24 protein-coding genes and 2 pseudogenes are annotated in these 26,422 nt (G+C 64.5%); 20 read left to right on the forward strand and 6 right to left on the reverse strand.

Translation table 11 applies throughout. The features are described from left to right. Positions 1-52 precede the first annotated feature (52 nt). Together G6N73_RS06650 and G6N73_RS06655 are read left to right on the forward strand one after the other, a co-directional pair. A complete protein-coding gene (locus G6N73_RS06650) occupies positions 53-1,690 on the forward strand; it encodes an ABC transporter substrate-binding protein (protein ID WP_165025342.1) in 1,638 nt (545 codons plus the stop codon). Positions 1,691-1,712: 22 nt separating this feature from the next. After that, on the forward strand, positions 1,713-2,657 hold the full coding sequence (locus G6N73_RS06655; RefSeq protein WP_165025057.1) for an alpha/beta hydrolase: 945 nt from the start codon (positions 1,713-1,715) through the stop codon (positions 2,655-2,657). Positions 2,658-2,700: 43 nt separating this feature from the next. On the opposite strand, the pseudogene G6N73_RS06660 reads toward G6N73_RS06655, so the two are convergent. After that, positions 2,701-3,045, reverse strand: a pseudogene (locus tag G6N73_RS06660) (DUF1349 domain-containing protein); the annotation flags it as partial. A 50-nt stretch (positions 3,046-3,095) separates the two neighbouring features. Between G6N73_RS06660 and G6N73_RS06665 the strand changes: the two are divergent. From G6N73_RS06665 to G6N73_RS06680, 4 genes are read left to right on the forward strand one after another with little or no spacing between them, the layout of a single operon-like run. Continuing rightward, entirely contained in the window at positions 3,096-4,424 is a 1,329-nt protein-coding gene (locus G6N73_RS06665) for an NAD(P)H-dependent oxidoreductase (RefSeq protein WP_165025060.1), read from the forward strand. Positions 4,425-4,426: 2 nt separating this feature from the next. Beyond that, entirely contained in the window at positions 4,427-5,461 is a 1,035-nt protein-coding gene (locus tag G6N73_RS06670; protein ID WP_165025062.1) for a thiamine pyrophosphate-dependent dehydrogenase E1 component subunit alpha, read from the forward strand. Further along, complete coding sequence (locus G6N73_RS06675; protein WP_165025064.1) at positions 5,462-6,460, forward strand: alpha-ketoacid dehydrogenase subunit beta; 999 nt, start codon at positions 5,462-5,464, stop codon at positions 6,458-6,460. Between the two features lie 2 nt (positions 6,461-6,462). Continuing rightward, the gene (locus G6N73_RS06680) at positions 6,463-7,986 is read left to right on the forward strand and encodes a 2-oxo acid dehydrogenase subunit E2 (protein WP_165025066.1); all 1,524 of its coding nucleotides are present in this window, start codon (positions 6,463-6,465) and stop codon (positions 7,984-7,986) included. A gap of 214 nt (positions 7,987-8,200) precedes the next feature. Here the strand turns inward: G6N73_RS06680 and G6N73_RS06685 are convergent, their stop codons facing one another. Next, positions 8,201-8,896, reverse strand: a complete 696-nt coding sequence (locus G6N73_RS06685; protein ID WP_165025068.1) for an HAD-IA family hydrolase — start codon at positions 8,894-8,896, stop codon at positions 8,201-8,203. Between the two features lie 96 nt (positions 8,897-8,992). Then, positions 8,993-9,634 (reverse strand): hypothetical protein, encoded by a 642-nt coding sequence (locus tag G6N73_RS06690; protein ID WP_165025070.1) that lies wholly within the window; start codon positions 9,632-9,634, stop codon positions 8,993-8,995. A 192-nt stretch (positions 9,635-9,826) separates the two neighbouring features. Between G6N73_RS06690 and G6N73_RS06695 the strand changes: the two genes are divergently transcribed. From G6N73_RS06695 to ptsP, 5 genes are all read left to right on the forward strand, one after another. Continuing rightward, on the forward strand, positions 9,827-10,264 hold the full coding sequence (locus G6N73_RS06695) for a transcriptional regulator GutM (RefSeq protein WP_165025072.1): 438 nt from the start codon (positions 9,827-9,829) through the stop codon (positions 10,262-10,264). A 56-nt stretch (positions 10,265-10,320) separates the two neighbouring features. Then, positions 10,321-11,079 carry a PTS glucitol/sorbitol transporter subunit IIC gene (srlA, locus tag G6N73_RS06700; protein WP_206078703.1) on the forward strand — a complete coding sequence of 253 codons (759 nt, stop codon included), beginning with the start codon at positions 10,321-10,323 and terminating at the stop codon, positions 11,077-11,079. 26 nt (positions 11,080-11,105) lie between these two features. Next, positions 11,106-12,119 carry a PTS glucitol/sorbitol transporter subunit IIB gene (gene srlE / locus G6N73_RS06705; RefSeq protein ID WP_165025073.1) on the forward strand — a complete coding sequence of 338 codons (1,014 nt, stop codon included), beginning with the start codon at positions 11,106-11,108 and terminating at the stop codon, positions 12,117-12,119. Positions 12,120-12,195: 76 nt separating this feature from the next. Continuing rightward, on the forward strand, positions 12,196-12,576 hold the full coding sequence (locus G6N73_RS06710) for a PTS glucitol/sorbitol transporter subunit IIA (RefSeq protein WP_165025075.1): 381 nt from the start codon (positions 12,196-12,198) through the stop codon (positions 12,574-12,576). Positions 12,577-12,632: 56 nt separating this feature from the next. Then, complete coding sequence (gene ptsP / locus G6N73_RS06715; protein WP_165025077.1) at positions 12,633-14,639, forward strand: phosphoenolpyruvate--protein phosphotransferase; 2,007 nt, start codon at positions 12,633-12,635, stop codon at positions 14,637-14,639. On the opposite strand, the gene G6N73_RS06720 is transcribed toward ptsP, so the two are convergent. Further along, a complete protein-coding gene (locus G6N73_RS06720; protein ID WP_165025079.1) occupies positions 14,636-15,430 on the reverse strand; it encodes a hypothetical protein in 795 nt (264 codons plus the stop codon). The genes ptsP and G6N73_RS06720 overlap by 4 nt on opposite strands. Before the next feature lie 143 nt (positions 15,431-15,573). On the opposite strand from G6N73_RS06720, the gene G6N73_RS06725 reads away from it, so the two are divergent. Then, on the forward strand, positions 15,574-16,605 hold the full coding sequence (locus G6N73_RS06725; protein WP_246251718.1) for a sugar-binding transcriptional regulator: 1,032 nt from the start codon (positions 15,574-15,576) through the stop codon (positions 16,603-16,605). A 6-nt stretch (positions 16,606-16,611) separates the two neighbouring features. Here the strand turns inward: G6N73_RS06725 and G6N73_RS06730 are convergent, their stop codons facing one another. After that, positions 16,612-17,523, reverse strand: a complete 912-nt coding sequence (locus G6N73_RS06730; RefSeq protein ID WP_165025082.1) for a LysR substrate-binding domain-containing protein — start codon at positions 17,521-17,523, stop codon at positions 16,612-16,614. Between the two features lie 99 nt (positions 17,524-17,622). On the opposite strand from G6N73_RS06730, the gene G6N73_RS06735 reads away from it, so the two are divergent. The 3 genes and pseudogenes from G6N73_RS06735 (at position 17,623) to sbmA (ending at position 20,513) form a co-directional block, all read left to right on the forward strand. Continuing rightward, positions 17,623-17,829 carry a hypothetical protein gene (locus G6N73_RS06735; protein ID WP_165025085.1) on the forward strand — a complete coding sequence of 69 codons (207 nt, stop codon included), beginning with the start codon at positions 17,623-17,625 and terminating at the stop codon, positions 17,827-17,829. A gap of 120 nt (positions 17,830-17,949) precedes the next feature. Beyond that, positions 17,950-19,120: pseudogene (locus G6N73_RS06740) on the forward strand (YbfB/YjiJ family MFS transporter). A gap of 118 nt (positions 19,121-19,238) precedes the next feature. Continuing rightward, positions 19,239-20,513 (forward strand): peptide antibiotic transporter SbmA, encoded by a 1,275-nt coding sequence (gene sbmA, locus G6N73_RS06745; RefSeq protein WP_165025087.1) that lies wholly within the window; start codon positions 19,239-19,241, stop codon positions 20,511-20,513. 19 nt (positions 20,514-20,532) lie between these two features. On the opposite strand, the gene G6N73_RS06750 is transcribed toward sbmA, so the two are convergent. After that, entirely contained in the window at positions 20,533-21,534 is a 1,002-nt protein-coding gene (locus tag G6N73_RS06750) for a polysaccharide deacetylase family protein (protein WP_165025090.1), read from the reverse strand. A gap of 143 nt (positions 21,535-21,677) precedes the next feature. Here G6N73_RS06750 and G6N73_RS06755 point away from each other — a divergent pair, with 143 nt between their 5' ends. From G6N73_RS06755 to G6N73_RS06775, 5 genes are all read left to right on the forward strand, one after another. Beyond that, a complete protein-coding gene (locus tag G6N73_RS06755) occupies positions 21,678-22,247 on the forward strand; it encodes an NnrU family protein (RefSeq protein ID WP_165025093.1) in 570 nt (189 codons plus the stop codon). 117 nt (positions 22,248-22,364) lie between these two features. Next, positions 22,365-23,030: a tetratricopeptide repeat protein gene (locus G6N73_RS06760; RefSeq protein WP_165025095.1), complete on the forward strand. Its 666-nt coding sequence runs from the start codon at positions 22,365-22,367 to the stop codon at positions 23,028-23,030. Between the two features lie 6 nt (positions 23,031-23,036). Beyond that, positions 23,037-24,470 (forward strand): ribosome biogenesis GTPase Der, encoded by a 1,434-nt coding sequence (gene der, locus G6N73_RS06765; protein WP_165025098.1) that lies wholly within the window; start codon positions 23,037-23,039, stop codon positions 24,468-24,470. A gap of 121 nt (positions 24,471-24,591) precedes the next feature. After that, positions 24,592-25,773, forward strand: coding sequence for a cell wall hydrolase (locus G6N73_RS06770; protein ID WP_165025101.1), 1,182 nt, complete (start codon positions 24,592-24,594; stop codon positions 25,771-25,773). Positions 25,774-26,004: 231 nt separating this feature from the next. Next, on the forward strand, positions 26,005-26,418 hold the full coding sequence (locus G6N73_RS06775; protein WP_165025104.1) for an AtpZ/AtpI family protein: 414 nt from the start codon (positions 26,005-26,007) through the stop codon (positions 26,416-26,418). Positions 26,419-26,422 lie beyond the last annotated feature (4 nt).

The raw sequence follows: 26,422 nt of genomic DNA on the forward strand, positions 1-26,422 counted from the left end.
GGAAGTATTATTTCCCTTACGAGAGCACGACTTTTCAGCGGGAGATACCATGATCAAGCTGATGTTGACGAACAGATCCCTGCACCCGAAGGCACAGCCAGTCGCCGACGGCTTCAAAAAGGGCCGCATGAACCGGCGCGAATATCTCGCGACCATGGCCGCACTCGGCGTCAGCGCCGCCGGTGCGCTTTCGCTCGGCGGTCTGGCTCCAACGCCGGCCAGCGCCCAGGAACCCAAGAAGGGCGGCGTGCTGCGCGTGGCGATGAACGTAAAGGGCTGGCGCGACCCGCGCACTTTCGACGGCGTCGAGATGTCGAACGTCGCCCGCCAGTGCAACGAGTATCTCGTGCGCTGGAACCGCGATTTCACATTCGAGCCCTGGCTGCTGGAAAGCTGGGAAACGAGCGACGATGCAAAGGTTCTGACCCTCAACGTGCGGCAAGGCATCATCTGGTCGAACGGCGATGCGTTCAACGCCGACGACGTCATCCACAATCTCACGCGCTGGTGCGATGCGTCGGCGGAAGGAAATTCGGTTGCCGGGCGGATGGGCCCGCTGGTCGATCCGAACACGAAGAAAGCCGTCGAAGGCGCGATCGAGCGCGTCGATGATCACACTATCCGGCTCACGCTGCCGCAGGCGGATATTTCACTGATCGCCGGCATGGCCGACTATCCGGCCCTGATCATGCACCGCAGCTATGACGGCGGCGGCGATCCGATGCAGGCGTTGGCGATCACGACAGGCCCGTGCGAACTGGTGCGCTGGGAGCCGGAAACGATCGCCGAGGTCCGCCGCAAGGACAAATGGTGGAAGGGCGATTTCGCGCTCGATGGCATCCAGTGGATCGACTACGGTTCCGACCCCAACCCTATGTTCTCCGCCTTCGAATCCGCCGAGATCGACACCAATCATGAAACCTCCGCCGACACGCTGTCGCAGGCCGAAGCGCTGGGCCTGGCGAGTTCGGAGATCGCTACAGGCTCTACCATCGTCGCGCGCTTCAACGTCACCAATGCGCCCTATGACGACGTCAAGGTGAGGCGGGCAGCGCAACTGGCCGTCGACAATGGCGCGGTCCTGACGATCGCCCTCAGCGGGCGCGGCACGGTGGCCGAAAACCATCATGTCGGACCGATGCATGCCGAATACGCCGATATCGGGCCGCATGTCCGCAATATCGACGAGGCCAAGAAGCTGATCGGCGAGGCGGGCAAGGCAGACCATGAATACGATCTGATCTCGGTCGATGTCGAATGGCAGAAGTCGGCCGCCGATGTGGTCGCGGCGCAGATGCGCGAAGCCGGACTGAAGGTGAAGCGCACCGTGCTGCCGGCATCGACCTTCTGGAACGACTGGAACAAATACCCATTCTCCTGCACGGAATGGCTCGGCCGGCCGCTAGGGGTCCAGGTCCTATCGCTCGCCTACAAATCCGGCGGGGCGTGGAACGAGAGCGGGTTTTCCGACCAGGAGTTCGACGCGCTGCTCGACCAGGCGCTGGCCACGCCGGACACCGACGCCCGCCGCGAGATCATGGCCAAGATCGAGACGATCCTGCGGGATTCCGGCGTGATCATCCAGCCTTACTGGCGCTCGGTCTATCGCACCTACCGTGAAGGCGTGCATGGGGTGGAGCAGCACCAGGCGCTCGAGCAGCATTTTGAAAAGGCCTGGTTGGAGACGTAGACCGATCGCGCGCGAAAGCCCGATGGCGCCAGACTACAGAAAACTGCTCGACGCAGAGATGTGGGCGTTCATCGACCGCATCTACGGCTTCTATCCGCCCGAAGCCATCGACTGGCCGATCGGCAAGAACCGCGAGGTCTACGACCGGATGAGCCGCGCCTTCCATGCCGGCCGTCCGGCGGGTGTGGGTGCGGAAACGACGGCGATCATCGCGCCGACGCACCGCATTCCGATCCGCATCTACCGCAGCGCGGCGCCCGACGCGTCAGCCATTGTCCTCTACTTCCACGGCGGCGGCTTTATCCTCGGCGGGCTCGACAGCCATGACGACATCTGCGCCGAACTTTGCGCCGCAGCCGGATATGCGGTCGTATCGGTGGACTACCGCCTTGCGCCTGAGCACACCGGCACGGCGGCCTTCGACGATGCGGTGGCCGCCTTCGAATGGGCGGCCGCCAACTATCGCCAACCGATCGTGGTTGCGGGCGAGTCGGCCGGGGGCAATCTCGCCGCCTGTCTCGCGCATCATGTGCGCGGCCATGCCCGCGCGCCTATCGGTCACGTGCTGATCTATCCGAGCCTCGGCGGCGACATGACGAAAGGCTCCTACGTCACCCATGCCGAAGCGCCACTGCTGACCGCGAGCGACGTCGAGTTCTATCACGACGTCCGCACCGGCGGCGCGGACGTTTCCCAGGATCCACGCTATACGCCGCTCGCCGCTTCCGACTTTACCGGTCTGCCGCCGACGGTCATTTTCACCGCCGAGTGCGATCCCTTGTCATCTGACGGCGAGAGCAATCGCGACCGCATACTCGCGGCCGGGGGCAGGGCGCATTGGTCGGAGGAGCAGGGCCTCGTCCACGGTTACCTCCGCGCCCGCCATATGGCGGGCCGGGCGAGCGCGAGCTTTGCCCGCATCGTCGAGGCGGTTGGCGTGCTCGGCAGGGGCGAGTGGAGATACTGAGCAGGCGACCAGCGCCGCCCGCATATTCCATGCCGGCCTTGATCCCGTGCTTTTCGTCGGCGCGCAGGTAGAGCCCGGCCTGGTCGTAGAGCACCTGGTAGTCGCCTGAGACGATAGCCGAGGCCGTGAAATCGCCCGACACCTGGCGGATGTAGGCATGTCCGTTGTCGCGGATGAAGCCGTAGAAGGTCTTGCGCCAGAAATCCGTTTCGGCGCCGGTGCGCAGCTCAAGCGCCTCCGCATGGCCGCTCCAGACAGGGCGGCTCGTTGAGCCAGTGAAACGCTTCGTGCATGGCGGAGTTCCTGTCGCTAATGTCGACTGCATAGCGGCGCGTTCGCGCGCCGTCCGCATCGGGAGTTCTGGACATTGGTATTGACAGGAATACATATGTTCAGTAACCCTCGCATTATCAGCCGAATATCAGGAGGAGTATCGGGATGGCTTCCAATGTTGCGTTGACGGGGCTTGCCCGCGATCTCGAGGCGCGGGGCAAATCCGGCAAGCCGATCCGCATCGGGCTGATCGGCTCGGGCGAGATGGGCACCGACATCGTCACCCGCGTGGCGCACATGTCGGGCATCGAGATCGGCGCAATTTCCGAACTGAACATTCCGGCGGCCAGCAAGGCGGTCGACATCGCCTTCCGCGAGGCAGGGCATTCGCGCGAAGTCTCCAATGCATCGGGCATGACCGCCGCTATGGAGGCCGGCAAGATCGCGGTCACCAGCGACGCCGACCTGATCATCAACAATGATTTGATCGACGTGGTGATCGACGCGACCGGCGTTCCGGCCGTCGGCGCCGAGATCGGCCTGCGCGCCATGGAGCATGGCAAGCATCTGGTGATGATGAATGTCGAGGCCGACGTCACCATCGGCGCTTACCTGAAGAGCGAGGCCGACCGGCTCGGCGTCACCTATTCGCTGGGCGCTGGCGACGAGCCGTCGTCGTGCATGGAACTGATCGAATTCGTGTCGGCCATGGGCCATCCGATCGTCGCGGCCGGCAAGGGCAAGAACAATCCGCTCAACATCGACGCCACCCCGCCGGACTATGAGGAGGAGGCCGCGCGCCGGAATATGAATGTGCGAATGCTGGTCGAGTTCGTCGACGGCTCCAAGACCATGGTCGAGATGGCGGCGATCGCCAATGCGACCGGGCTCGTGCCCGACAAGGCCGGCATGCACGGCCCTTCCGCCACGCTCGGCGAACTCAACAAGGTGCTGGTGCCTCAGAAGGACGGCGGTGTGCTGTCCAGGGTCGGCGTCGTTGACTACACGATCGGCAAGGGCGTGGCGCCCGGCGTCTTCGTGGTGGCGGACATGTCGCATCCTCGCATTTCCGAGCGCATGGAAGACCTGAAGATGGGCAAGGGCCCGTACTTCACCTTCCATCGCCCCTATCACCTGACCTCGCTGGAAGTGCCGCTGACCTGTGCCCGCGTCGTGCTCTACGGCAAGGCCGACATGGTGCCGCTGGCAAAGCCGGTGGCCGAAGTCTGCGCCGTCGCCAAGAAGGACATGCAGCCCGGCGAGAAGCTCGATGCGATCGGCGAATATTGCTATCGCGCCTGGATCATGACCGCGCCCGAGGCGCATGCGGCGAGGGCCGTTCCCTGTGGCCTGCTGCAGGGCGGCTCGGTAAAAGCGCCGATCAGGAAGGGCGAGCTTCTCACCTACGCCAATGCAGCGCCGGCGCCGGGATCGAAGATCGCCGAGTTGCGGGCGCGCCAGGACAAGCTCGTCTACGGCGGCGTGGAGGCCTGACCATGGCCGCTCCGAAACGGGCGCAGCCGGAAGCGGCCGTGCGCGCCAATTTGCCTTTCATCTATCGTGAATACAGTCCCGAGCAGCTTCGCCAGGTGCTGCACAAGATGTATCTCATCCGCCGCTTCGAGGAAGGCGCGGAAGAGTGCTACATGCGCGGTCTGATCCACGGCACCATGCACCTGTCGATCGGGCAGGAAGCCAGCGCCATGGGCATCTGCATGCCGCTCGCCGAACATGATCAGATCACGTCGACGCACCGCGGCCATGGCCATTGCATCGCCAAGGGGGCCGAGGTGAAGAAGATGTTCGCCGAGTTCTTTGGCAAGACGACCGGCTACTGCAAGGGCCGCGGCGGCTCGATGCACATAGCCGACGTCGCCAAGGGCAATCTCGGCGCCAACGGCATCGTCGCCGGCGGCATTCCGATCGCGGTCGGGGCCGCGCTCTCGGCCAAGAGGATGAAGACCGGCAAGGTGGTGGTCTCGTTCTTCGGCGACGGCGCCAACAATGAGGGCGCGTTTCACGAGGCGCTGAACATGGCGTCGGTTTGGAAACTGCCGGTCATCTTCGTCTGCGAGAACAATGGCTACGGCATGTCGACCTCGACGGAGCGGTCGACGGCGGTGAAGAACATCGCCGAGCGGGCAGCCGCCTATTCGATGCCGGGCGTGATCGTCAACGGCAACATTTTTTCGGAAGTTGCGGAAGCCTCGCACCGCGCGGTGGAGCGGGCGCGGGCGGGTGAGGGGCCGACGCTGATCGAATCCAAGACCTACCGCCATCGCGGCCACTCCAAGAGCGACCGCAACCGCTATCGCACCAAGGAGGAGATCGAGGACTGGATGTCCAACCGCGATCCGATCACGCTGTTTGAGAACGAGCTGCAGGAATTCGGCATCATCGACCGGGAGGGCGTTGAAGCGATCCGCGAGGCGGTCGCCCGGGAAATCGCCGAGGGCATCCAATTCGCCAAGGATAGCCCATCGCCGGATGTCCGCGACGTTGAGAACTACGTCTATACGGAGCCGGCGTAAATGGACGCGATGGTCCGCGAACTGAGCTACGCCCAGGCGATCCAGGAGGCCATGGCGCTCGCCATGGAAGCCGACGAGCGCGTGTTCCTGATGGGCGAGGATATCGGCGTCTATGGCGGCGCGTTTCAGGTGACGGGCGATCTGGTCGAGCGCTTCGGCGCCGAGCGGGTGATGGACACGCCGATCTCCGAACTCGGCGGCGCAGGCGTCGCGGTCGGCGCGGCCATGACCGGCATGCGGCCGGTCTTCGAGTTCCAGTTCTCCGATTTCGCCACGCTCGCCATGGAGCAGATCGTCAACCAGGCGGCCAAGATGCGCTTCATGCTGGGCGGCGAGGTCTCCGTGCCGCTGGTGATGCGCTTTCCCGCCGGTTCCGGCACGGGCGCGGCGGCCCAGCACAGCCAGAGCCTGGAAGCGTGGCTCGGCCACGTGCCCGGCCTGAAGGTGATCCAGCCGGCGACGCCGCACGACGCGAAAGGGATGCTGCTGGCGGCGATCGAAGATCCCGATCCGGTGATGATCTTCGAGCACAAGCTGCTCTACAAGATGAAGGGCCCGGTGCCGGAAGGCCATTACACCGTGCCGATCGGCAAGGCGGAAATCCGACGCGAGGGCCGCGATCTGACCATCGTCGCGACCTCGATCATGGTGCACAAGGCGCTAGAAGCGGCAGAGACGCTGGAGGCGGAAGGCATCGACGTCGAGGTGGTCGATCTCAGGACCATCCGGCCGATGGACAAGGCGACCATCATCGAGAGCGTCAAGAAGACGTCGCGGCTGCTTTGCGTTTACGAGGCGGTCAAGACTTTGGGCATCGGCGCCGAGGTCAGCGCGATGATCGCGGAGAGCGAGGCGTTCGACTATCTCGACGCGCCGGTCGTGCGGCTGGGCGGCGCCGAAACGCCGATCCCCTACAATCCCGAACTCGAGAAGGCGACGGTGCCGCAGGTGCCCGACATAATCGCGGCCGCGCGCGGCCTGGTCCAGGGAACGCGCTGAAAATGCCGGTCGAGGTCATCCTGCCCAAGGTCGACATGGACATGGCGACCGGCCAGATCTCGCGCTGGTTCGTCGAGGAGGGTGCTGTGGTCAAGAAGGGCGACGTGCTCTTCGAGATCGAGACCGACAAGGCGGCGATGGAAATCGACGCACCCGCCAGCGGCACGATCCGCGACATCACCGGCAGGGAAGGGGTGGATATCCCGGTCGGCGAGGCAGTGGCCTGGATTTATGAGGCGGGGGAAAGCGTCGGCGCGGCCGGGAAGAACAAAGCTCCAATCCCCGCCCGTGTGGGGGAGATGTCGCCGAAGGCGACAGAGGGCGGCGCTGTCCCGCCGGCTCCTCAGGTCGAAACTGAGGGGCAAACCGGAAATGGGGGGCGCCTTGCGTTGCCCCCCTCTGCCCTCCCGAGTGCTGATGGAGGGGCGGGCATCTCCCCCACAAGGGGGGAGATGAACCAAGCGCCTAGCGTCCGCGCCACGCCGCTCGCCCGCCGCATTGCGCGCGAAGGTGGGATCGATATTGCGGCGGTGACCGGTTCAGGTCCGTATGGGCGCGTGGTGAAGGCTGATGTGGAGAAGGCGGCTGCGGCAGCGCCCTCCCTCCCCCTTGCGGGGAGGGTGTCGGCGGAGCCGACGGGTGGGGGTGGTTCCGCCTCGCCGTCTTCTCAAGCTTCGCCGCCCCCCTCTGCCCTGCCGGGCGAGATCGGCCAATCGTCCGAAACCGCATCTTCCTCGCCACCCCCACCCGGCCCCTCGGGCCACCCTCCCCGCAAGGGGGAGGGAGAAGAAGCGCTAAAACTCTTCGCGGAGGGCTCCTACGAACTCATCCCGCATGACAATATGCGCAAGACCATCGCCCGGCGGCTGGTCGAGGCGAAGTCGACCATCCCGCATTTCTATCTCACCCTCGACTGCGAACTCGATGCTTTGCTTGCGCTCAGGGCGCAGTTGAATGCCGCCGCGCCGGTGACGAAGACCGAAAAGGGCGAGGTCCCCGCCTACAAGCTGTCGGTCAACGATCTGATCATCAAGGCGATGGCGCTAGCGCTGCGCGACGTGCCGACGGCCAACGTCTCGTGGACCGAGACCGCCATGGTGCAGCACAGGCATGCCGATGTCGGCGTGGCGGTGTCGATCCCCGGCGGACTGATCACGCCGATCGTGCGCAAGGCCGACGAAAAGACGCTGTCGGTGATCTCCAACGAGATGAAGGACATGGCCGCGCGTGCGCGCAACAAGAAGCTGAAGCCGGAGGAATACCAGGGCGGCACCACGGCCGTGTCCAATCTCGGCATGTTCGGCATCAAGGATTTTTCCGCCGTCATCAACCCGCCGCACGCGACCATCCTGGCGGTCGGCGCGGGCGAAGAGCGGGCGGTGGTCAGGAACGGCGAGGTGAAGATCGCCACGATGATGTCGGTGACGCTGTCGACCGACCACCGCGCCGTCGACGGCGCGCTCGGGGCCGAGCTGCTGGTCGCCTTCAAGCGCCATGTCGAAAATCCGATGGGGATGCTGGTTTAACACGGGCGCCAAACCCTCCCCCTTGCGGGGTGGGTGTCGGCGGAGCCGACGGGTGGGGGTGGTGATGCCGGGCTCGATGGGTGGAGGAGAATAGAATGTCGGGGGCTGTTCGGTACTTGAATGACGGCCGCCGAGCTTGGCGGAACCACCCCCACCCCTAACCCCTCCCCGCAAGGGGGAGGGGAACAGCGTTGGCGCAGGGTCCCGAGAAATACTAGCCCGCCGCCCCGGCGCTTTCCTTGAGAAAACCAAGCCTGGCAAGCTGCAGCCCGACTTCATTCCAGTCGGCGCAGATGGCCGCCGCGCCGCGAGCAGTGAGGCGTGCGCCGTGTTCGAGATAGGTGTGGCCGCCGCCCGTGTAGCCGATGGCCGTCATGCCGGCCGCGACCGCGCCCTCGATGCCGAATGGGGAATCCTCGATCACCACGCAGTCGGCGGGGTTTGCGCCCATTTTTTCGGCGGCGTGGAGAAAAATGTCCGGAGCGGGCTTGCCTCGCCTGACCATCGCGGAACTGTAGATGGACGCGCCGAAGAACCGCGCCAGCCCGGTTACGCCGAGGCTGTGGTTTATGCGCTCGACCGACGATGACGACGCCACGCAGCGTTCGACGCCGAGCGAATCCAGGAACGGCACGATGCCGTGGGTCGACTTCAACTCTTCGGTGAACAGGATCTTGGTCTCGGCCCAGATGTCGTCGTCCGCGTGCTCCGGAAACTGGTGGCCGGTCAGGTCCCTGATCCTGACGATGATGTCGGACTGCTTCATGCCGACGCACTGTGCGATGATGTCCGCGCCGACGCCGCTCATGCCGTGCTTCTCGTAGACGCGCTCATAGGCGCGGGCGGCCAGCGGCTCGCTGTCGACCAGAACGCCGTCGCAGTCGAAAATGATCAGCTTCGATCGCGCCACGCGCTTCTCCCCCGAAAACCCAAAATCGCGCACATCGCTATCCATAAAAAACCAGATGTTCAATAGACGGGATTGCTGCCCTGCCGAATAGAGGGCTCAAAGCTGCGGGAGGGCGCTGCTGCGGCGCGATGCGCCCAGCGCCCGCTGCATGGCCTGCCGGGCCTGTGCGCGGTCGGGCGCGATCCAGTTCGGTTCAGCGCCGAGAAAGCGGTCCAGGAAGGCGACGGCATAGGCGGGCATCTCGGTGACGTTCTCGCGATACGACCACCAGGTGCGCAGATCGTCGGCGCATTTGTCGATCATGGGTACACGGCCGAATTCCTGCTCGTAGATCGCCGCGATCGCCGACACGCAATAGTTGGTATAGAGAAAGCCTTCCGGCCAGAACCGCACGATCTCCAGCGCTTCGGGGTTGGCGGCATTCTCGTTCAGGCTGTCGAGGTCGGAAACCAACCGAGCCGGTTCCTGGCGAATCAGTTCGCGCAGAACCAGGCCGGCGGCAAAGACGATGAAATCGGCCCGATCCACCTGTGCGAAGCGCTTTTGCGCTTCGATGATCTCGACCCAGTCGAGAAACGCCCGCGTCAGCTTCGTCTCGTCGATCTCGAAGCGCAGGCCATAGGTCGCCGAGACCTCCCGGGCGCTGGCGCGGAACGTCGCCCTGAACCAGCGCAACTGCCGCAGCCGATGCCGAAGGTCGGGCATCAGGGCCAATTCGTCCTTGAACCGCAAATCCATTGTTCAGGGCATCCTTTTCCAGCAGAATCTAGCACGCCTGCCTGATAAACCAAATCAGTCCACCGCTTTGTGGCGGGCTCGATACGTCACGATATCATACATATTGACATTGAAGGAAACAAATGTTCTCTAATTGAAGCCGTCCCGCGCCACGTCAGCGCGGCTCGGCAAATCCTCGGGAGGAGGAGAAATATGGCGATCTGGCAATGGGGATTGCTGCTGCTGGTGGTGGTCTGGGCGCTTCAGTCGCTCGGCGTCTGGGTCCAGATGCGGCACTACTCCGGGGTCTTCAAAGGCATCACCGAAAAATACAGCGACGGCTTCGTTGGCGCTGGCAACCATCGCGGCCGCTTCGGCAAGGGAACCATCGTGCTGGTCGTGGTGACGCCCGATCTGATTGTGCGCCGCTTCCTGGCGATGAGCGGGCGCTCCGTGTTCGCAAAATTCAAGAGACATGAAGAATTCGAGGGTGTCGCCCTCGACAAGCTCCGGTCCGATCCCGCGGTTTTGGGTGAGGGGGAACCCGGTGTGGCCGAGGCCGTGAAACGGGCGATCGAGCAAATCGACCGCGCGCGGTCGGAGCCGATCGAAGAGCCGGGCCTGTCCGGCTTGAACACTGCACGCGCATAGAGGACCGCCGCGAGCCGGGGGGATAAAGCCGGCAAGGGCTGAATAGAGGAGGAGAAATGTCCATAATTTCAATGTTGGCGCAGCATGCCGACATGGCCGTCCAGAACCTGCATGTCGCAGGCTCGATGGTTTCGGATGCTGCATTGCACGGCAAGCTCGCCGTCGGGCACGGCCCGAATGACCTTGTCGTTCTCGCCCAGGCCGACGGCGGCATAAGTGTCGAGGAGTTCAGGCAGAAGCTGGAAACCGTCCAGCAGGAGGAGCAGCTCGGCTGGCTGACCGCCATCGGCAAGTACTTCATCGGCATCTTCCAAAAAGGCGGCGAGGTTTTCGCCGGCTTCGTCACCGGTATCATCCCGACGCTCGTCGTGCTGATGACGGCGTTCTACGCCATCACCGAACTGGTCGGCGAGGAGCGCGTGCACGGGCTTGCCCGCGGCGCGGGCAGGATCGCGCTGACCCGCTACACGGTGCTGCCGCTCTTGGCGGTGTTCTTCCTGACCAATCCGATGGCCTACACCTTCGGGTCGTTCCTCGAGGAAAAGCACAAGCCGGCCTTCTACGACGCGGCGGTGTCCTACGTTCACCCGCCGCTCGGCCTGTTCCCGCACATCAATCCGGGCGAATATTTCGTCTGGGGCGGCGTGCTGGTGGCGCTTCTCGAACTGGAGCGCAGCGGCGCGGTGCCTTCCGGCTACCACATCAACGTCGCCATCTGGTACGCCATCGTCGGCCTCATCGTCATCCTGCTCAAGGGCATGCTGACCGAACGCATCACAGCCATCATGGCGCGCCGCCAGGGCGTCGAGCTGTAATCGGGGGAGGGCGAAAAATGGTTACCATGACCAAGACATATAAGGCGGTAAAGATCTCCCGCGGCTCGGGAGGCTGGGGCGGGCCCCTCGTCATCCAGCCGACGGAACAGCGCAACAAGGTGGTTTCGGTCACCGGCGGCGGAATCCACCCGGTGGCGAAGCTGATCGCTGACATGACCGGGGCGGAAGCCGTCGACGGCTTCAAGGCGCCGCCGATCGAAAGCGAAATGGCGGTTGTTGTCGTCGATTGCGGCGGAACAGCCCGCTGCGGCGTCTATCCGCGCAAGCGCATCCCGACCGTCAATCTGACGCCGGTCGGACAGGCGGGGCCGCTGGCCCAGTTCATTACCGAGGACATCTACGTCTCGGGCGTGAAGCCGGCCAACATCTCGATGGCGGACGGGTCCGAGCCGGTCACGACCGCGGGCGCAGCCACCGGTACCGGTCCGAGCCCGACGGATTCGCCGGCGGTCAGGGCCGCCGATGCGGCGCCCTCCAGCGAGGGCGGGCTCGTCGGGCTGATCAGCTCGATCGGCCGGGTCATGGGGCGTGTCGTCGGCATCTTCTTCAATGCCGGCCGCCGCACCATCGACCAGGTGATCCGCAACGTGCTGCCGTTCATGGCCTTCGTGACCATGCTCATCGGCTTGATCCTCTATACGGGCATCGGCGACGTGCTGGCCCAGCCGATGGGTCCGCTGGCCAACAACATCGTCGGCCTGCTGATCATCTCGGCGATCTGCGGCCTGCCGTTCCTTTCGCCCATTCTCGGGCCGGGAGCGGTCATCGCGCAGGTGATCGGCGTGGCCATCATCGGTCCGCAGATAGCCAATGGCACGATCTCGCCCGCAATGGCCCTGCCGGCGCTGTTTGCCTACAACACGCAGGTGGGCTGCGATTTCGTGCCGGTCGGCCTGGCGCTTGGCGAAGCCAAGCCCAAGACGATCGAGATCGGCGTCCCGGCGGTTCTGATCAGCCGCCAGATCATGGGACCGGTATCCGTGCTGATCGCATGGGTGTTCAGCCTGTTCGTGCTCTAGAACCTGCCCAAATTCTGCTCCGGCGGCCTGCAAAGGCTCGCCGGAGCAGGCATCGATAAGGAAGAAGAAGGCGATCATGACAGTTCTTTTGCGGACGCGGATTACCGAGATCGGGCCCGAGGTGGCGGACCTCGCCGAAGCCGGCGTGGTCATCTTGTTTGCGGACGGTTCGCCGGCGGAACTCGCGGAAGTCTCGGTACTCCACAAGACTGAGCAGGGGCCAAGCGACGGCGCGCCGGATGTCGGGGCATCGATCGCGATCGGACCGCTGTCGGCCACGATTACCGCGGTAGGCCCGACGGCTTGGAGCAAGGTGCGCGAGATCGGCCATGTGGTGATCTCATTCAACGGAGCGGCCGAAGCCGAGCGGCCGGGCGAAATCTGCGCCTCGAAGGTCGATCATGAATCGCTGGTGGCGGCCCTGAAAACCGACGCGATCATCACGATCGCCGCCTGACTTGATTTTGCGCTGCCGCTTGCGGCGGTGGCGCTCCCGAATACAGAGTATGCGCCATGGAACGCTCGACCATCGTCAGAGTGCATGAAGGATTGCACGCCCGCCCGGCCACGCGGTTCGTCAAGCTCGCCAAGAGCTTCGAATCCGATGTCGAGATCGTCAAGGACGGCAAGGCGGCGAGCGCCAAGAGCTCGGTGAAGCTGATGCTGCTCGGCGTCAAGGAGGACCAGGAGGTCACCGTCCGGGCAACGGGCGCGGACGCGATCGAAGCGGTAGAGGCGCTGATCGGCTACCTGGAAAACCCGCTATCCGGCCTCGACGGGGATGCGCTCGCGCCGAGCGATGCGGCCCCGGCCGCCGCGGAATCCGCCCCGGCTGCGCCGGTCGCCGCCACGGAACCGGTCGCCGCCACGGAACCGGTAGCAGCTGCGGATGGAACGCTGCGCGGCATCGCCGCGAGCGAGGGCGTCGCCATCGGGCCGGCCTTCGCGCATTTCCCGCCCGAAATCCGGGCGGAAGGCCGCGAGCTTTCAGCCGGCGAAATTCCCGCCGAGATCGAAAGGCTGAGGAACGCGATTGCCGCTGTGCAGCGGCGGATGGACAAGGCGCTGGCTGAGAACAGCCTGTCGGCGGGCGACCGCGGCATCATCGCCGCGCTGAAGGATATTGCGGCAGACGAGACGCTGACTGGCGAGGCCGAAACGCTGGTTGTCAGGGGCGTCGACGCGGTTTCGGCGGTGATCAGCGCGACATCGAAGATCGCGTCGGAATTCGGCGGCGTCGACGATCACTATCTCAATGCCCGCGCCGACGATGTGCACGCCGTCGGCCGGCAGATCTGCCTCGCTTTGCTCGGCCAGGACGATGTCAGCCTCGAAAACATCCAGCAGGGCGCGATCCTGATCGCCGACGACATCGGCGCCTGGGATCTGGCCCGCGCGCCGCTGAAGCGCATCGGCGGCGTCGTTTGCGGCCATGGCGGCGCGACCTCGCATATCGCCATCATTGCGCGGTCGCACGGCATACCCGCCGTGCTCGGCCTCGGCGAGCGGGTCAATGCGCTGCACGAGGCGAAGGAAATCGCCCTTGACGGCGATGCCGGCATCGTTGTCGCCGATCCTGATGAGACTGTGCGCGCCGATTTCGCCCGGCGCGTAGGGCAGGCCGCAGCCGAGCGCGATGCGTTGACGGCGTTCAGGGATTTCACCCCGAAACTCGCGGACGGCACGGTCATCGAGGTAGCCGCCAACATCGGCTCGCTGGAGGAGATCGACGCCGCTGTGGAAGCGGGCGCCCTGGGCGTCGGCCTATTCCGCACGGAACTCCTGTTCATGCGGCACATGCACCTTCCGTCGGAAGACATGCAGGCCGAGACCTACTCGGCGCTGGCGCGGGCGTTTGCACCGCACGCGGTTATCGTGCGCACGCTCGACATCGGCGGTGACAAGCCGATCGCGGGAATAGAATTCCCGGAGGAGGAGAATCCCTTCCTCGGCTGGCGCGGCATCAGGATGTGCCTTGACCGGCCCGACATCTTCAAGCGGCAATTGCGCGCGCTGCTGCGGGCGGCGGTCCACGGCAACGTCAAGGTCATGTTGCCCATGGTGTCCGATATCGAAGAGGTGCGGCGGACGAAAACGCTGATCGAGGAATGCGCGGCCGAACTGAATGCGGAGGGCGTCCCCCATGCGAGATTCCCGCTCGGCGTGATGATAGAGACGCCTGCGGCGGTGCTGATCGCGCCGGTGCTGGCGCGCGAGGTGGATTTCTTTTCGATCGGCACCAACGATCTGACACAATACATTATGGCCGCCGACCGCCTCAACCCGACCGTGGCGAAGCTCAACGATGTCGCCAACCCGGCAGTGATGTCGGCGATCGAGATGACCGCAAGGGCAGGCGTCGAAGCCGGCATCATGGTCGGCATGTGCGGCGAGGCAGCCGGCCGCCCCGATCTCATCCCGGCCTTCATCCGCATGGGCCTGACGGAGCTCAGCATGAGCCCCGCCTCGATCCCGCGCGCCAAGAAGCGGATCGCCGATCTGGCAGCCGCTGGAGGTTAGGGGAGATGGGCGAGCAGCACGGCGAACACGGTCGTCAAGTCGCCGAGCCGGTCAGCTTTGCCATAAGCCTGGACGATGCGGTCATGGCGCACATCCGCCGCCAGCATGGTGATCTCCAGCATGTCGGCCGCCGGCAGATCGTCCACGCCGATGGTCGCAAGCCCGCAGGCCAGCGCCAGCGGCGCCAGGAAACGGACTTCGAGATCGAGGTTCCGGCCCTGTGCGCTCTCGCCGAAGCGGATCGGGCGATGCTCAACGAGTTCGATCAGCAGCGCCGCAGAGAGCACCGCGGCTACCGCTACACGCTCGTCCGGCTCCGCAGCGATATCCAGTTCGGCGATAAGATCGGCATGCCGCTTGCGCATCGCCGCATGCGCGGCGGCGAGGCTCGCTTCATAGATGCGCGGCGCGCCGGTAGTCTTCCTGGTCGCGATCGCTTTGGCCAGATAATACATGTCGCGCCGGAATGCCCGCTCACCGTCCAGCGAGGGGCCGCGGCCATTGCTGCGGAAATAGTGCTCAAAGCTCCTGACCGTCGCGGCGTCGGCACTTGCCGGGCGCTCATGCGGCACCAGCGCTTCGGCAAGCGACATGGCGTCGTCTACGACGCTGGCGGCATGCCCCAGCAGATCCTCCAGACCCTTGGCCGGCGAGGATGGCGAATTACGCCCCTCCGCCTCCACGGCGGCGTTCCGGGCGTGGTCGTGGCGGCTCTGGCGGATGACGTGGCGCACGTCCCGCAGCCGGTCCTTGAGGTTGACGCGGACATCTTCGGAAATCTGTCTGAGCATTTCAGGTCGCCTCGGCACTTCTCCCGGCGGCGGGCGCTTCGCCCATCGCCATGCGCAAGAATTGTTTCTACAGATTGGTAGATCAATAGGCGATACTGCGCCAGCGCCCAGAATCGGTAGGGCCGAACGAGCGGGGGACGGAATTGGCGAAGCGACGGTCGAATGGCGGAACCGGAGGCTCTGCGGGCGAGGCCGGCATTGCCGAGCAACAGGTGAGCGAGAGCAGGACCGACCGCCTCCGGATTCGCGCGGCCTGGATGTATTTCATCGAGCAGATGACGCAGAACGAGATCGCCGAAGTGCTTGGGGTCGGCCGCGTCACCATCGTGCGCATGCTTGCAGACGCGCGCGCGCGCAACGAGGTGAAGATCGCCATCGAAAGCGAGTTGAGCGAACTCGTCAAGCTCGAGCGCGCGCTGGAAAAGACCTTCGGCATCCAGCAGGCTTTCGTGGCGCCGCTTTCCACGCCCGAGGCCGACCCGATCCCGGCGATTGCCGCTAAGACGGGCGCTTATCTTTCGGAGGCGATGAAGTCGGGCATGCGCGTCGGCGTCGGCTGGGGGCGCACCCTTTTCAGCACGCTGTCCTTCATCACTCCAAAGTCCCTGTCCGACTTCAAGGTGATCTCGCTTCTCGGTGGCGTCGGCGTGGCGCGACAGATCAATCCGGCCGAGTTCGCCTGGCGCTTTGCGCAGACCTTTCAGGGCGAGGGTTACCTGATTCCCGCGCCGGCGGTTGTCGACAGCGTGGAGACAAAGGTCGCCCTCATCGAGCGCTGCGGCCTGCAGGATATCTTCCGCATGACCGATGATCTCGACGCCGTTCTGCTGAGCATCGGCGGCATCAGGTCGGCGACCACGTTCTACCGCGGCGGGTACCTCAAGGAAGCCCAGAGGGAGGAACTGATCGCGCGCGGCACGGTCGGCGATCTGCTCTTCCACCCGTTCGACATAAACGGCCAAATCGTCGACCATCCGATCAACGGCGTGGTCATGTCGGTGGACGTCGAGCGGCTGCGCCGCGCGCCGCTCCGCATACTGACGTCCGGCGGCTCGGAAAAAATCGAGGCGCTGCTCGGCGCCATGAACCTGATCGCGCCGACCGTGCTGATCACCGACGAGGAAAGCGCGCGGCGCGTGCTGGAAATGCATGCCGCGCGGGAACGGCGGCCGTAGCGCGCATCAGCTTTCAGGTGTAGCGCTGCCGAAACCCGCCATCGTCGCCTTCACTTCGCGGGTGATCCAGCGCTTGAATTCGGCGGCCTTGGCGCTTTGCCGGCCGGATGCCCGCGTCACCAGATAGTAGCCGAGACCGCTGGCGACCGTGACGCCGAACGGTGCGACCAGCCGGCCGTCGGCCAGCGCGTCCGCGGCCAGCAATTGCCAGGCCAGCATGACGCCCTGGCCGGCGATCACCGCCTCAAGGCAAAGCACCGGGTCGGTGAAGGTTGCGCCCGGAAGCGGCGTCACCGGCTCGACCCCGGCCGCCGCGAACCAGCGGTCCCAGCTGAGCATGGTGTTTTCGTCCTGGATGACGGAGACTTGGGCGAGATCGGCTGGTGAGCGCAGCCGCCTCGCGAGTTCAGGCGAGCAGACCGGAAAAATCTCCAGCGGAAGCAGGAGTTCGGCCCGCACGCGCGGCCAGTTGCCTTCGCCCATGCGGATGGCGAGCTCGACATCGGAGTGCTCAAGGTCGACGAGCCGGGTCGAGGCGTCGATCCGCAGCAGGATGTCGGGATGCAGCGCGAAGAAGCGGCTGAGCCGCGGCACCATCCAGCGCGAGGCGAAAGCCGGGGGCACCGACACCACCAGAGTGTTCGTCGCCTGCTCGTCAGCCATCGCCACCGCCTGCGCGAGCTCGTGGAACCCGACCGAGAGGCGCGCCGTGAACAAGGCGCCGAACGCCGTCGGCGTCAGCCCGCCGCTTGTACGCTCGAACAGTTTCTTGCCGAGCTGCAATTCGATCCGGCCGATCTGCTGGCTGACGGCGCTGGATGAAACGCCAAGTTCCTCGGCGGCCTTGGCGAGCGATCCGCAGCGGGCCGCCGTTTCCGCGGCGCGCAGGCCGTTCAAATGCACGGAGTTGAGGTTCATGGCTTTAGATTTTCTAATGTCATGCTCGGCATTTCTGGATTGAAGATTGCTAGATTCGGCAGATCATACAGCCATTGAACCATATGAGGCGAGAAAAACATGAAGATTTTCTCAATCGGAACCAGAGCGTTTGGCCAAGTGCGGAGAGCGCTGCGCGATACGCCCGCCGGCGAAGAAAGCTGGATACTCGACCCGCTGTCACACCCGGATGTCGAGGCGATGACGGAGCGCGAACTGGCCGACCTGCCGTTCAACCGCGGCTATCGCGGCGCGCCGGAATGCTCCGGCGAACGGTGCTGCGGCTGAGTTGCGGCACGGACAAAAAACCGACCGAAGCGCCGTTAAAGGGCGCTTCGGCTTTGCTTGGTCCAACGGGAAATCGAGCGCCGCTATTGTATGCTCGTCGGGCGGCAATATTGTCGCGCCATGATTTCGAACCCCGCGCCTCCGCTCCGTTTCGCCATCGCCGGCATGATCGCAATGGCGGTCGCCATGGGCTTCGGGCGTTTCGTCTATACGCCGATCCTGCCCGGCATGATGGACGAACTCGGCCTGTCTTCGGCCGATGCCGGGCTGATCGCCTCGGCCAATTATCTCGGTTACCTCATCGGCGCCATCGTCGCGGCGGGCGGCTGGGCGCATGGCGGCCGAGCGGGCACTGATGCTCGGCGCGCTGGCGGCGAGCGCGCTGCTCTCGGCGCTGATGGGCCTGAGCGACAGCCTGCTTGTCTTCCTGCTGATCCGCTTCCTGGCCGGACTGGCCAGCGCCTTCGTCATGGTGTTTCTGACCAGCATCGTCTTCAGCCATCTGGCGGCGGCGAAGCGCGGCGGTTTGCAGGCAATGCATTTCGGCGGCGTCGGCGTCGGCATTGCGGTCTCGTCGGCGATGATGGCCGTGCTGCTTGCCGCCGGGGCGCACTGGCCCGCCGGCTGGCTGTGGTCGGGCGTGATTTCAGCCGCCGGCTTCGCAGTGGTCGCCCTGCTCATCGACCGCGGCCCGCTGACCGTGGGGTTAGCCCGTCGCGAGCCGCGCCTGCCCAAAAGTGCAGCACTCGCCAAAATCATCGTCGCCTACGGCATATTCGGCTTCGGCTATATAGTCACCGCCACCTTCCTGGTGGCGATCGTGCGCCAGGGTGACGCCGGCCGGCAGTTCGAGGCGCTGGTCTGGCTGGCGACGGGGCTGGCGGGCATCCCGTCGGTCTGGCTGTGGAACCGCATCGCCGCGCGCGCCGGCCTGACGGCGACCTTTGCCGCCGGCTGCATTGTCGAGGCGGTGGGCGTGACGGCGAGCGTGGCGTTCGGCGGCTTCGCCGGCCCTCTGCTTGGAGGCGTCCTGCTCGGCGGCACATTCATCGCCATCACCGCGCTCGGGCTGCAGATCGGACGGCTGCTTGCGCCGGCGGCGCCGCGCCGGGTGCTGGCGCTGATGACCGCCTCGTTCGGCGTCGGCCAGATCCTCGGGCCGATCGCGGCGGGCTGGGCTGCCGAGTGGACGGGGAACTTCGTCGCCGCCTCGATCGGCGCGGCGATCGCGCTGCTCTTGGCCGGCGGCATCGGCTACGACGCCGGAAGAAAGCAGAAACTGGGCCGATAAACCGTCTGCCTGATTCTGCCGCAATGCGCTGTCAGGGGGATATTTCATTCGCGGGTATTTTGTGACTTCATGCCCGCAAGCGCACCGCTGATTTGCCCCCGCCAGAGGAACAAGCCGAATGTTCGTATCCTTTTTTCCGAGGCCGAAGCTGTTTTTCATTTCGGCCGCCGTCTGGAGCCTCGCCGGGGTTCTTTTCTGGTTCTTCGGCGGTGAACAGCTTGGCGCCGCGTTCGGCTTGCCGCCGGCGGCGTCAGACGTGCCGCCGGTGCTCGGCATACCGGTCTTCTGGACCAGGCCGTTTATCTGGTTCTACATCTATTTCGGCTTCTTGGTCGGCGCTTTCTATGCCTTCTGGCGCTTCTATTCCCCGCATTCCTGGCTGAACTGGTCGATCCTGGGCTCTTCGCTGATCCTGTTTTCCACCTATCTTTCGGTGCAACTCTACGTCGCGATCAACAATTGGCGCGGCCCCTTCTTCGATCTCTTCCAGAAAGCGATTACGACGCCTGGCTCCGTGTCCCCAGGCGAACTCTATTCGATGTTCTGGATCTATGCCTGGATCGGCATGACCAGCATGGGGCTGTTCGTCATCACCCGGTTCTACGTCAGCCACTGGATCTTCCGCTGGCGCAGCGCCATGAACGACTACTACATGGCCTACTGGCAAAGGCTGCGGCACATCGAAGGCGCCTCGCAGCGCGTGCAGGAGGACACGATGCGGTTCTCCACGACCATGGAGGGCCTCGGCGTTTCCCTGATCGATTCGGCCATGACATTGATTGCATTTTTGCCGCTGCTCGCTGCGCTCTCAACGCATGTTAAGGTCCTTCCGCTCGTCGGCGAGATTCCCTATTCGCTGGTTGTCGCAGCGGTCACCTGGTCGATTTTCGGAACGGCGCTGCTCATGGTGGCCGGCATCAAGCTGCCGGGGCTGGAGTTCAAGAACCAGCGTGTCGAGGCAGCTTACCGCAAGGAACTCGTCTACGGCGAGGATGAAGCTGCGCGCGCTCAGCCGCCGACAGTCGCCGAACTCTTCTCCCATGTGCGCCGCAACTATTTCAGACTGTACTTCCATTATGCATATTTCAATGTAGTGCGGTCGGGCTATCTGCAGGCCGACGCCATCTTCTCCAGCTTGATTCTGATTCCGACCATTGCAGCCGGAGCGATCACGCTGGGCATATGGCAGCAGGTTGCGACCGCCTTCAGCCAGGTCAGCTCGTCGTTTCAGTATCTGGTGAACGCCTGGCCGACGATCGTCGAGCTGATATCGATCCACAAGCGCCTGCGCGCCTTCGAGGCGACACTGGAGGGTGCTCCGCTGCCCGAAATCGACCGGCAATATCTCGAAAAGGAGGCGCTTTTGGGCGAGAAGGCGGCGACGGTGGAATAAGCTTGGGCGCCGGGCGGTTTCAGCCGCCCGCCGTCTCGGATTCGGGTGCGACGCCCGACCGCCGCGAATCTTGCAGGTAGCCGCTGTAGCTAGTGCACTCGACATCCTGCTTCACGCAGACCTCTTCGGCGAAGCGCTCCAGCGCGCGCCAATAGGCGCCGCCATTCATCAGCGTGAAGTGGAAGCCGATCTGCAGCGGAATGCGCTCGCCGGAATATTGCGCGTCGAAGGCTGCCCGAAACGCTTCAAGTGAGCGCGCCTCGAACGCCGCTGCCTCGCCGGCGCGTTCCAGGCCGCCGGAATGGCGCACGAACAGATTGTAGTCCATGGCGATCACCCGCCGCGAAGCCGGCCCTTCGCTGATCTGCGGCAGGGCGAAGCGGGTCACCCCGCCGGCTGCTTCCGGTTCCGCCGGCCCGCGCGAGACGCCGCTCGCGTCATAGGCGAATTTCGCCTCGGACAGCGCCGCGTAGAGCGCTTTGCTCGTCGACAGATAGGGCGCGCGAAAGCCGGAGATTTCGGTCTCCGCGAATTTTCGCCAGTCACCCGGTTCGCCGGCAATGCCGTTGATCGCATAGGCGTCCCGCAGGATCGTCGAGAAGGATGCGAATTCGGCGAGCCAGTCGGCCTTGCTCCAGTTCTTGCCGTCGAAATGGCCGCAGCCATGGCTGGCGATCTCGTGTCCCTCCGACCGCGCCAGCCGGATCTGCGCAAGCCGCGCCGCCACCTCGTCCTTCGACTGGGCGAAACCGACATTGGATTTGCCTGCGCCCTTGCCGGGCGCGTTGTATTCACGGCGCGTTTCCTTCGAAAGCAGGAAAACGCAGGACAGGAAATAGGTGAAGCGCGCGCCGGTCCTCGCCGCGAGCGTGCGGCTGCGCTGCCACTGCGCCAGGTCATGCGCCCCGTCGAAGGAGATGATGACGTGCTGGATTGGCCGGGCGCCCGAATGAGCGATGCTTGAAACCGAAGTGGAAAGAAGGGCGCAAGCGGCGACACAAACGCGGAACGCAACAGACATTAGCATCAATTCTAAAAAGGCATGAAACGGATCGGCAAACGGCTAGGGCCGGAATGTGGCCGAGGTTGGGTGGCCCGAAGCCGCGCCATAGGCAAGTGCGGAGCGGCGCGTTAGGATGCGGCGTTTCGTCGGGGAGGGCCGCGATGGTTCCGCTCATTCTCGGGCTGATCGTCTTTCTGGGTATCCACTCGGTTCGCATCGTCGCGCCCGAATGGCGAAAGCGTCAGTTGGCGGCATTGGGCGAGAGGCGCTGGAAGGGCATCTATTCGCTCGTTTCGCTGGCCGGGTTGGTTCTCCTCATCTGGGGCTATGGCAGGGCCTGGGAGGTGGCGCCTATCCTCTATGAGCCGCCGGTCTGGATGAAGCACACCGCCTCGCTGCTGATGTTCTTCTCCTTCGTCTCGCTGATGGTGTTCATTTTTCCAGCCGGACGCCTGAAGCCAATCCTCAAACACCCGTTCCTGATTGCGGTGCAAATCTGGGCTGTCGCGCATCTGCTCGCCAATGGCGATCTGGCGTCGGTGATCCTGTTCGGCGCCTTCCTCGCCTGGGCCGTAATCGACCGCATCGCGGTGGAGCGGCGCGGGGAGGCGGCGGCGCTGCCCGGGCCGGTCAAGTGGGACATCCTCGCGGTGGCGTCTGGCGCGGTGCTCTATATCCTGTTCATCTGGAGGCTGCATCTGTGGCTGATCGGCGTGCCGCCGCTCGCCTGAACCCAATCCGGATGATGCCAGGCCGATTTTCGGCCTCGCCCCCTTCCATGCCGGCGAAATATCGCTAAAACGCAGGCTCAAACGCGCCCTTCCGGGCAGGGTATGGTATCAAAACGCATGTCGGACGACAGTTTTATCCGCGAAGTCAACGAGGAGATGCGCCGGGACCAGGCGAGGGCGCTGTGGGACCGTTTCGGCCCGGCGGCGATCGCGCTCGCGGTGGCCGTCGTCCTCGGCACGGCCGCCTATGTCGCCTATGATTACTGGGTGGAAACGCGGGCCAACCGCTCTGGCGACCAGTTCTCGCAGGCGTTGAGCCTCGCCAATTCCGGCAAGCCCGACGAAGCGCTGGCCGCGCTCAAAGCGCTGGAGGCGGAGGGCTACGGCGCCTATCCGTTGCTTGCGCGGATGCGCGCCGCGACCGTGCTTGCCGAAAAGGGCGATTTCGCCGGCGCGGTCAAGGAATTCGATGCGGTATCGGCCGATACGTCCATCCCGGAGGCCATTCGTGACATCGCACGCCTGCGGGCGGCGCTTCTGCTGGTCGACAACGGCTCCTACGCCGACGTTTCGGCGCGGGTGGAGACGTTGACCGCCGACACCAACACGCTGCGCCACGCCGCCCGCGAGGCGCTCGGCCTGTCGGCCTGGAAAGAGGGCAAATCGGCCGACGCGCTGAAGCTGTTCGAACAGGTCGCATCCGACGACGCCGCACCCCGCAACACGCGCGAGCGGGCGAACCTCATGTCCGAACTGATCCGCGGTTCGGGCAGCGCGTCGTGACGGAAGATGAGCTTCAAAGTCGCCATTCTCGGCCGGCCTAACGTCGGCAAATCAACGCTTTTCAACAGGCTGGTCGGGAAGAAGCTGGCGCTCGTGGACGACACGCCGGGCGTCACGCGTGATCGCCGCGTCCATCCGGCCAAGCTCTACGATCTCCATTTCGATGTGGTCGACACGGCCGGCTTCGAGACCGCCGCCGCCGCGACGCTGCAGGGCCGCATGCGCGCGCAGACCGAGATCGCCATTCGCGAAGCCGACCTGATCTTCTTCATGGTCGATTCCAAGTCCGGACTGATGCCCGACGACAAGGCTTTCGCCGATATCGTCCGCCGCTCCGGCAAGCCTGTGGTGCTGGTCGCCAACAAGGCAGAGGCGCGCGGCGCGCAGGGCGGCATGCTGGAAGCCTGGGAAGTCGGGTTGGGCGAGCCGATCCCGATTTCGGCCGAGCACGGGCAGGGCATGCCCGATCTGCGCGACGCGGTGATCGCAGCGCTCGGGCAAGAGCGCGCCTTCGGCGAAGAGGAGGCGGCTGCCGAAATCGCGGAAAGCGAAGCGCTGATCGGTGAAGACATTGCCGACCCGGACGCTGAAGATATTCCTGCCTACGACGAAACCAAGCCGATGCGGATCGCCGTCGTCGGCCGCCCGAACGCGGGCAAGTCGACGCTCATCAACGCGCTGGTCGAGGAGGAGCGGCTGCTCACCGGCCCGGAAGCCGGCATCACCCGCGATTCCATCTCGGTCGACTGGGAGTGGCGCGGCCGCCGGATAAAGCTGTTCGACACGGCCGGCATGCGCCGCAAGGCGAAAATTCAGGAAAAGCTGGAAAAAATGTCTGTGTCGGACGGCCTGCGCGCCATCCGCTTCGCCGAGATCGTCATCATCGTCTTCGATGCGACGATCCCGTTCGAGAAGCAGGACCTGCAGATCGTCGACCTGATCGCCCGGGAGGGGCGGGCTCCCGTCATCGCCTTCAACAAATGGGATCTGATCGACAATCCGCAGGAGATGCTGGCAGAGTTGCGCGAGAAGACGGCGCGCCTTTTGCCGCAGGTGCGCGGCATCAGGGCGGTTACGCTGTCGGCCGAAACCGGCCGTGGTCTCGACCGGCTGATGGAAGCGGTGCTCAGCACGCACAGGGTCTGGAACAGCCGTGTTTCGACCGGAAAGCTCAATCGCTGGCTGGAGGGAATACTGGCGCACCATCCGCCGCCCGCCGTCGCCGGCCGCCGACTCAAGATAAAATACATCACGCAGGCCAAGACCCGCCCGCCGGGATTCGTGCTGTCGACCTCGCGCCCGGACGCTATGCCGCAGTCCTACATACGCTATCTCGTCAACAGCCTGCGCGAAGCCTTCGACCTGCCCGGAGTGCCGATCCGCATGGTGTTGCGTGCCTCCGAAAACCCGTTTGCCGGCAAGGCCAAAAAGCGTGGGTGATAAGTCCACAACCTGGATCGCACGCCACACTCCCGCCGCAAGCGCACCGTTAACGCTCCATCAAGGTTAATGCAGCATCGTCTCCCTCCAGTGGGTCTTGTTGCGTTCTGGAGAGTAATCTGTGCATCGACGTCTCGTGACGCGGCGGCTGGCTGCGGCCATCCAAAGCAAGCGCTCATTCCTGCCTCCCTTCATCATCGGACTTGGCATCTGGATCGGTTTTCCGACGACGGCGGCGTTTCAGGACATGAGAAGCCTGGTTTCGGGCGCAGAGGCTTCCAATGCGCGCTGGGGCGCCTTCGTCGAGAAGTCCGTGGCGGGTTCGGTCCACGCCGCCGAAATGCCCTTCGCCGACGCCAACCTGCCAACGGGCTCGATTTCAGGCGGCGGCGTGGCCATTCCGGGCGTTGGCGACGTGTCGTTCCGCACGAAAAACGGCGCGGTCGGCGAGACGCCGGATGAAGATCGCGTCAGGCGCGGCGACAAGAAGGGCCGCATCGTCAATGTCGCCCCGGTCGCCCCGCCCAAGGCGTTCAACGCCGGCTCCGTTCTTGACCGCACTTCCTTCCTGTTGCGGCCGACCGCCGGCAAGGGCCTGGCAATGACGTTTGTAAAACCCGACATCAAGGGCAAGGAAATCCAGATCGCCACCGCCTTCTACGTCAAGGAAGACAAGAAGTTCGATCCCGGCGTTCCCGCCGTGCTCGCGGCACTGGTCAACAACGAGAAAGCCGACATCCTGGCGACGGCCTATGCGCCGCCTGAGCCGGACTACGCCAAGGCTTCGCCCTTCGCGAGCCTGCTGCAGGACGAAGACGCGGGCCGCTTCATCCCGCCGGTCAGCAAGGGCGACCACTATTGGATGAGCCAGCCGCTGCCGGCGGCAGTGTTTTCACAGGCGGAGCAGAAATGCCTGGCGGCCGGCATTTATTTCGAGGCGCGCGGCGAAACCCTGAAGGGACAGGCGGCGGTGGCGCAGGTTATCCTGAACCGTGTACGCAACCCCGCCTATCCGAACACAATCTGCGGCGTCGTCTACCAGAATGACCATTTGAGAAACCGTTGCCAGTTCTCCTTCGCCTGCGACGGCAAAAAGGACAGGATCACCAACCGTTCCGTTTATCGGATGGCCGAGGAGGTCGCGATGGCCGTGACGGCCGGCAAAATCTTCATTCCGGAAGTCGGCTCGTCGACGCATTATTATGCCGACTACGTCAATCCGCGGTGGGCCCGCACGATGGAGAAGATGAAGAAGATCGGCCTCCACATCTTCTACCGAACCTATGGCGGCGGCTGGAGCTGATCGGCTCCCGCTTGTTCCGCTGCGCCGTCGATTTTTCCGGGATTCGCCGATGCCGCCGCGCGCAAAGCGCGGGGCAGGATGTCGCACTTTGCTAAGTAGCTGATCTAACAAGATAAATCACATCTGCACCTTCCCCATTGCGTGGCTTGACGGGGGCGGGGGCGCTAACTATGTTGCCCGCGACTTTGAAGCGGATGGACGATTGCCTTCCATCCGGGCATGGGGGTTGCGGTGGCCGACAAAAACGGGCCAGACGAAACCGGAAAAACCGGGCCCGGAGAGCAAGGCAGACCCGACATTCGCGACGACGACCTCGAGCGTCGCCGGCAGAAACTTGAAGCAACGCTTGCGACAAGACGCCCGGATCGACGCGAAGGGGGAGAAGGCGCTAGATCGAGCAGCACGGCCGGATATGGCCAGGCCCTGAAGCTGTCCAGCGAGTTCATCGCCGGCATTGCGGTGGGTGCGGGGCTTGGCTGGGCGATCGACCGGATGGCGGGGACCTCGCCATGGGGGCTGATCGTGTTCCTGCTGCTTGGCTTCGGCGCTGGCATTCTCAATGTCCTGCGTTCCGCGGGCGTCGTTGCAGACCAGGGTTTGAAGGCGTCCGACAAGGCTGCCGACAAGCCTGAGAAAGAAAAATAGCGCC

Source organism: Allomesorhizobium camelthorni (genome assembly GCF_011045125.1).
In the GTDB taxonomy this organism is placed as follows: Bacteria; Pseudomonadota; Alphaproteobacteria; order Rhizobiales; family Rhizobiaceae; genus Allomesorhizobium; species Allomesorhizobium camelthorni.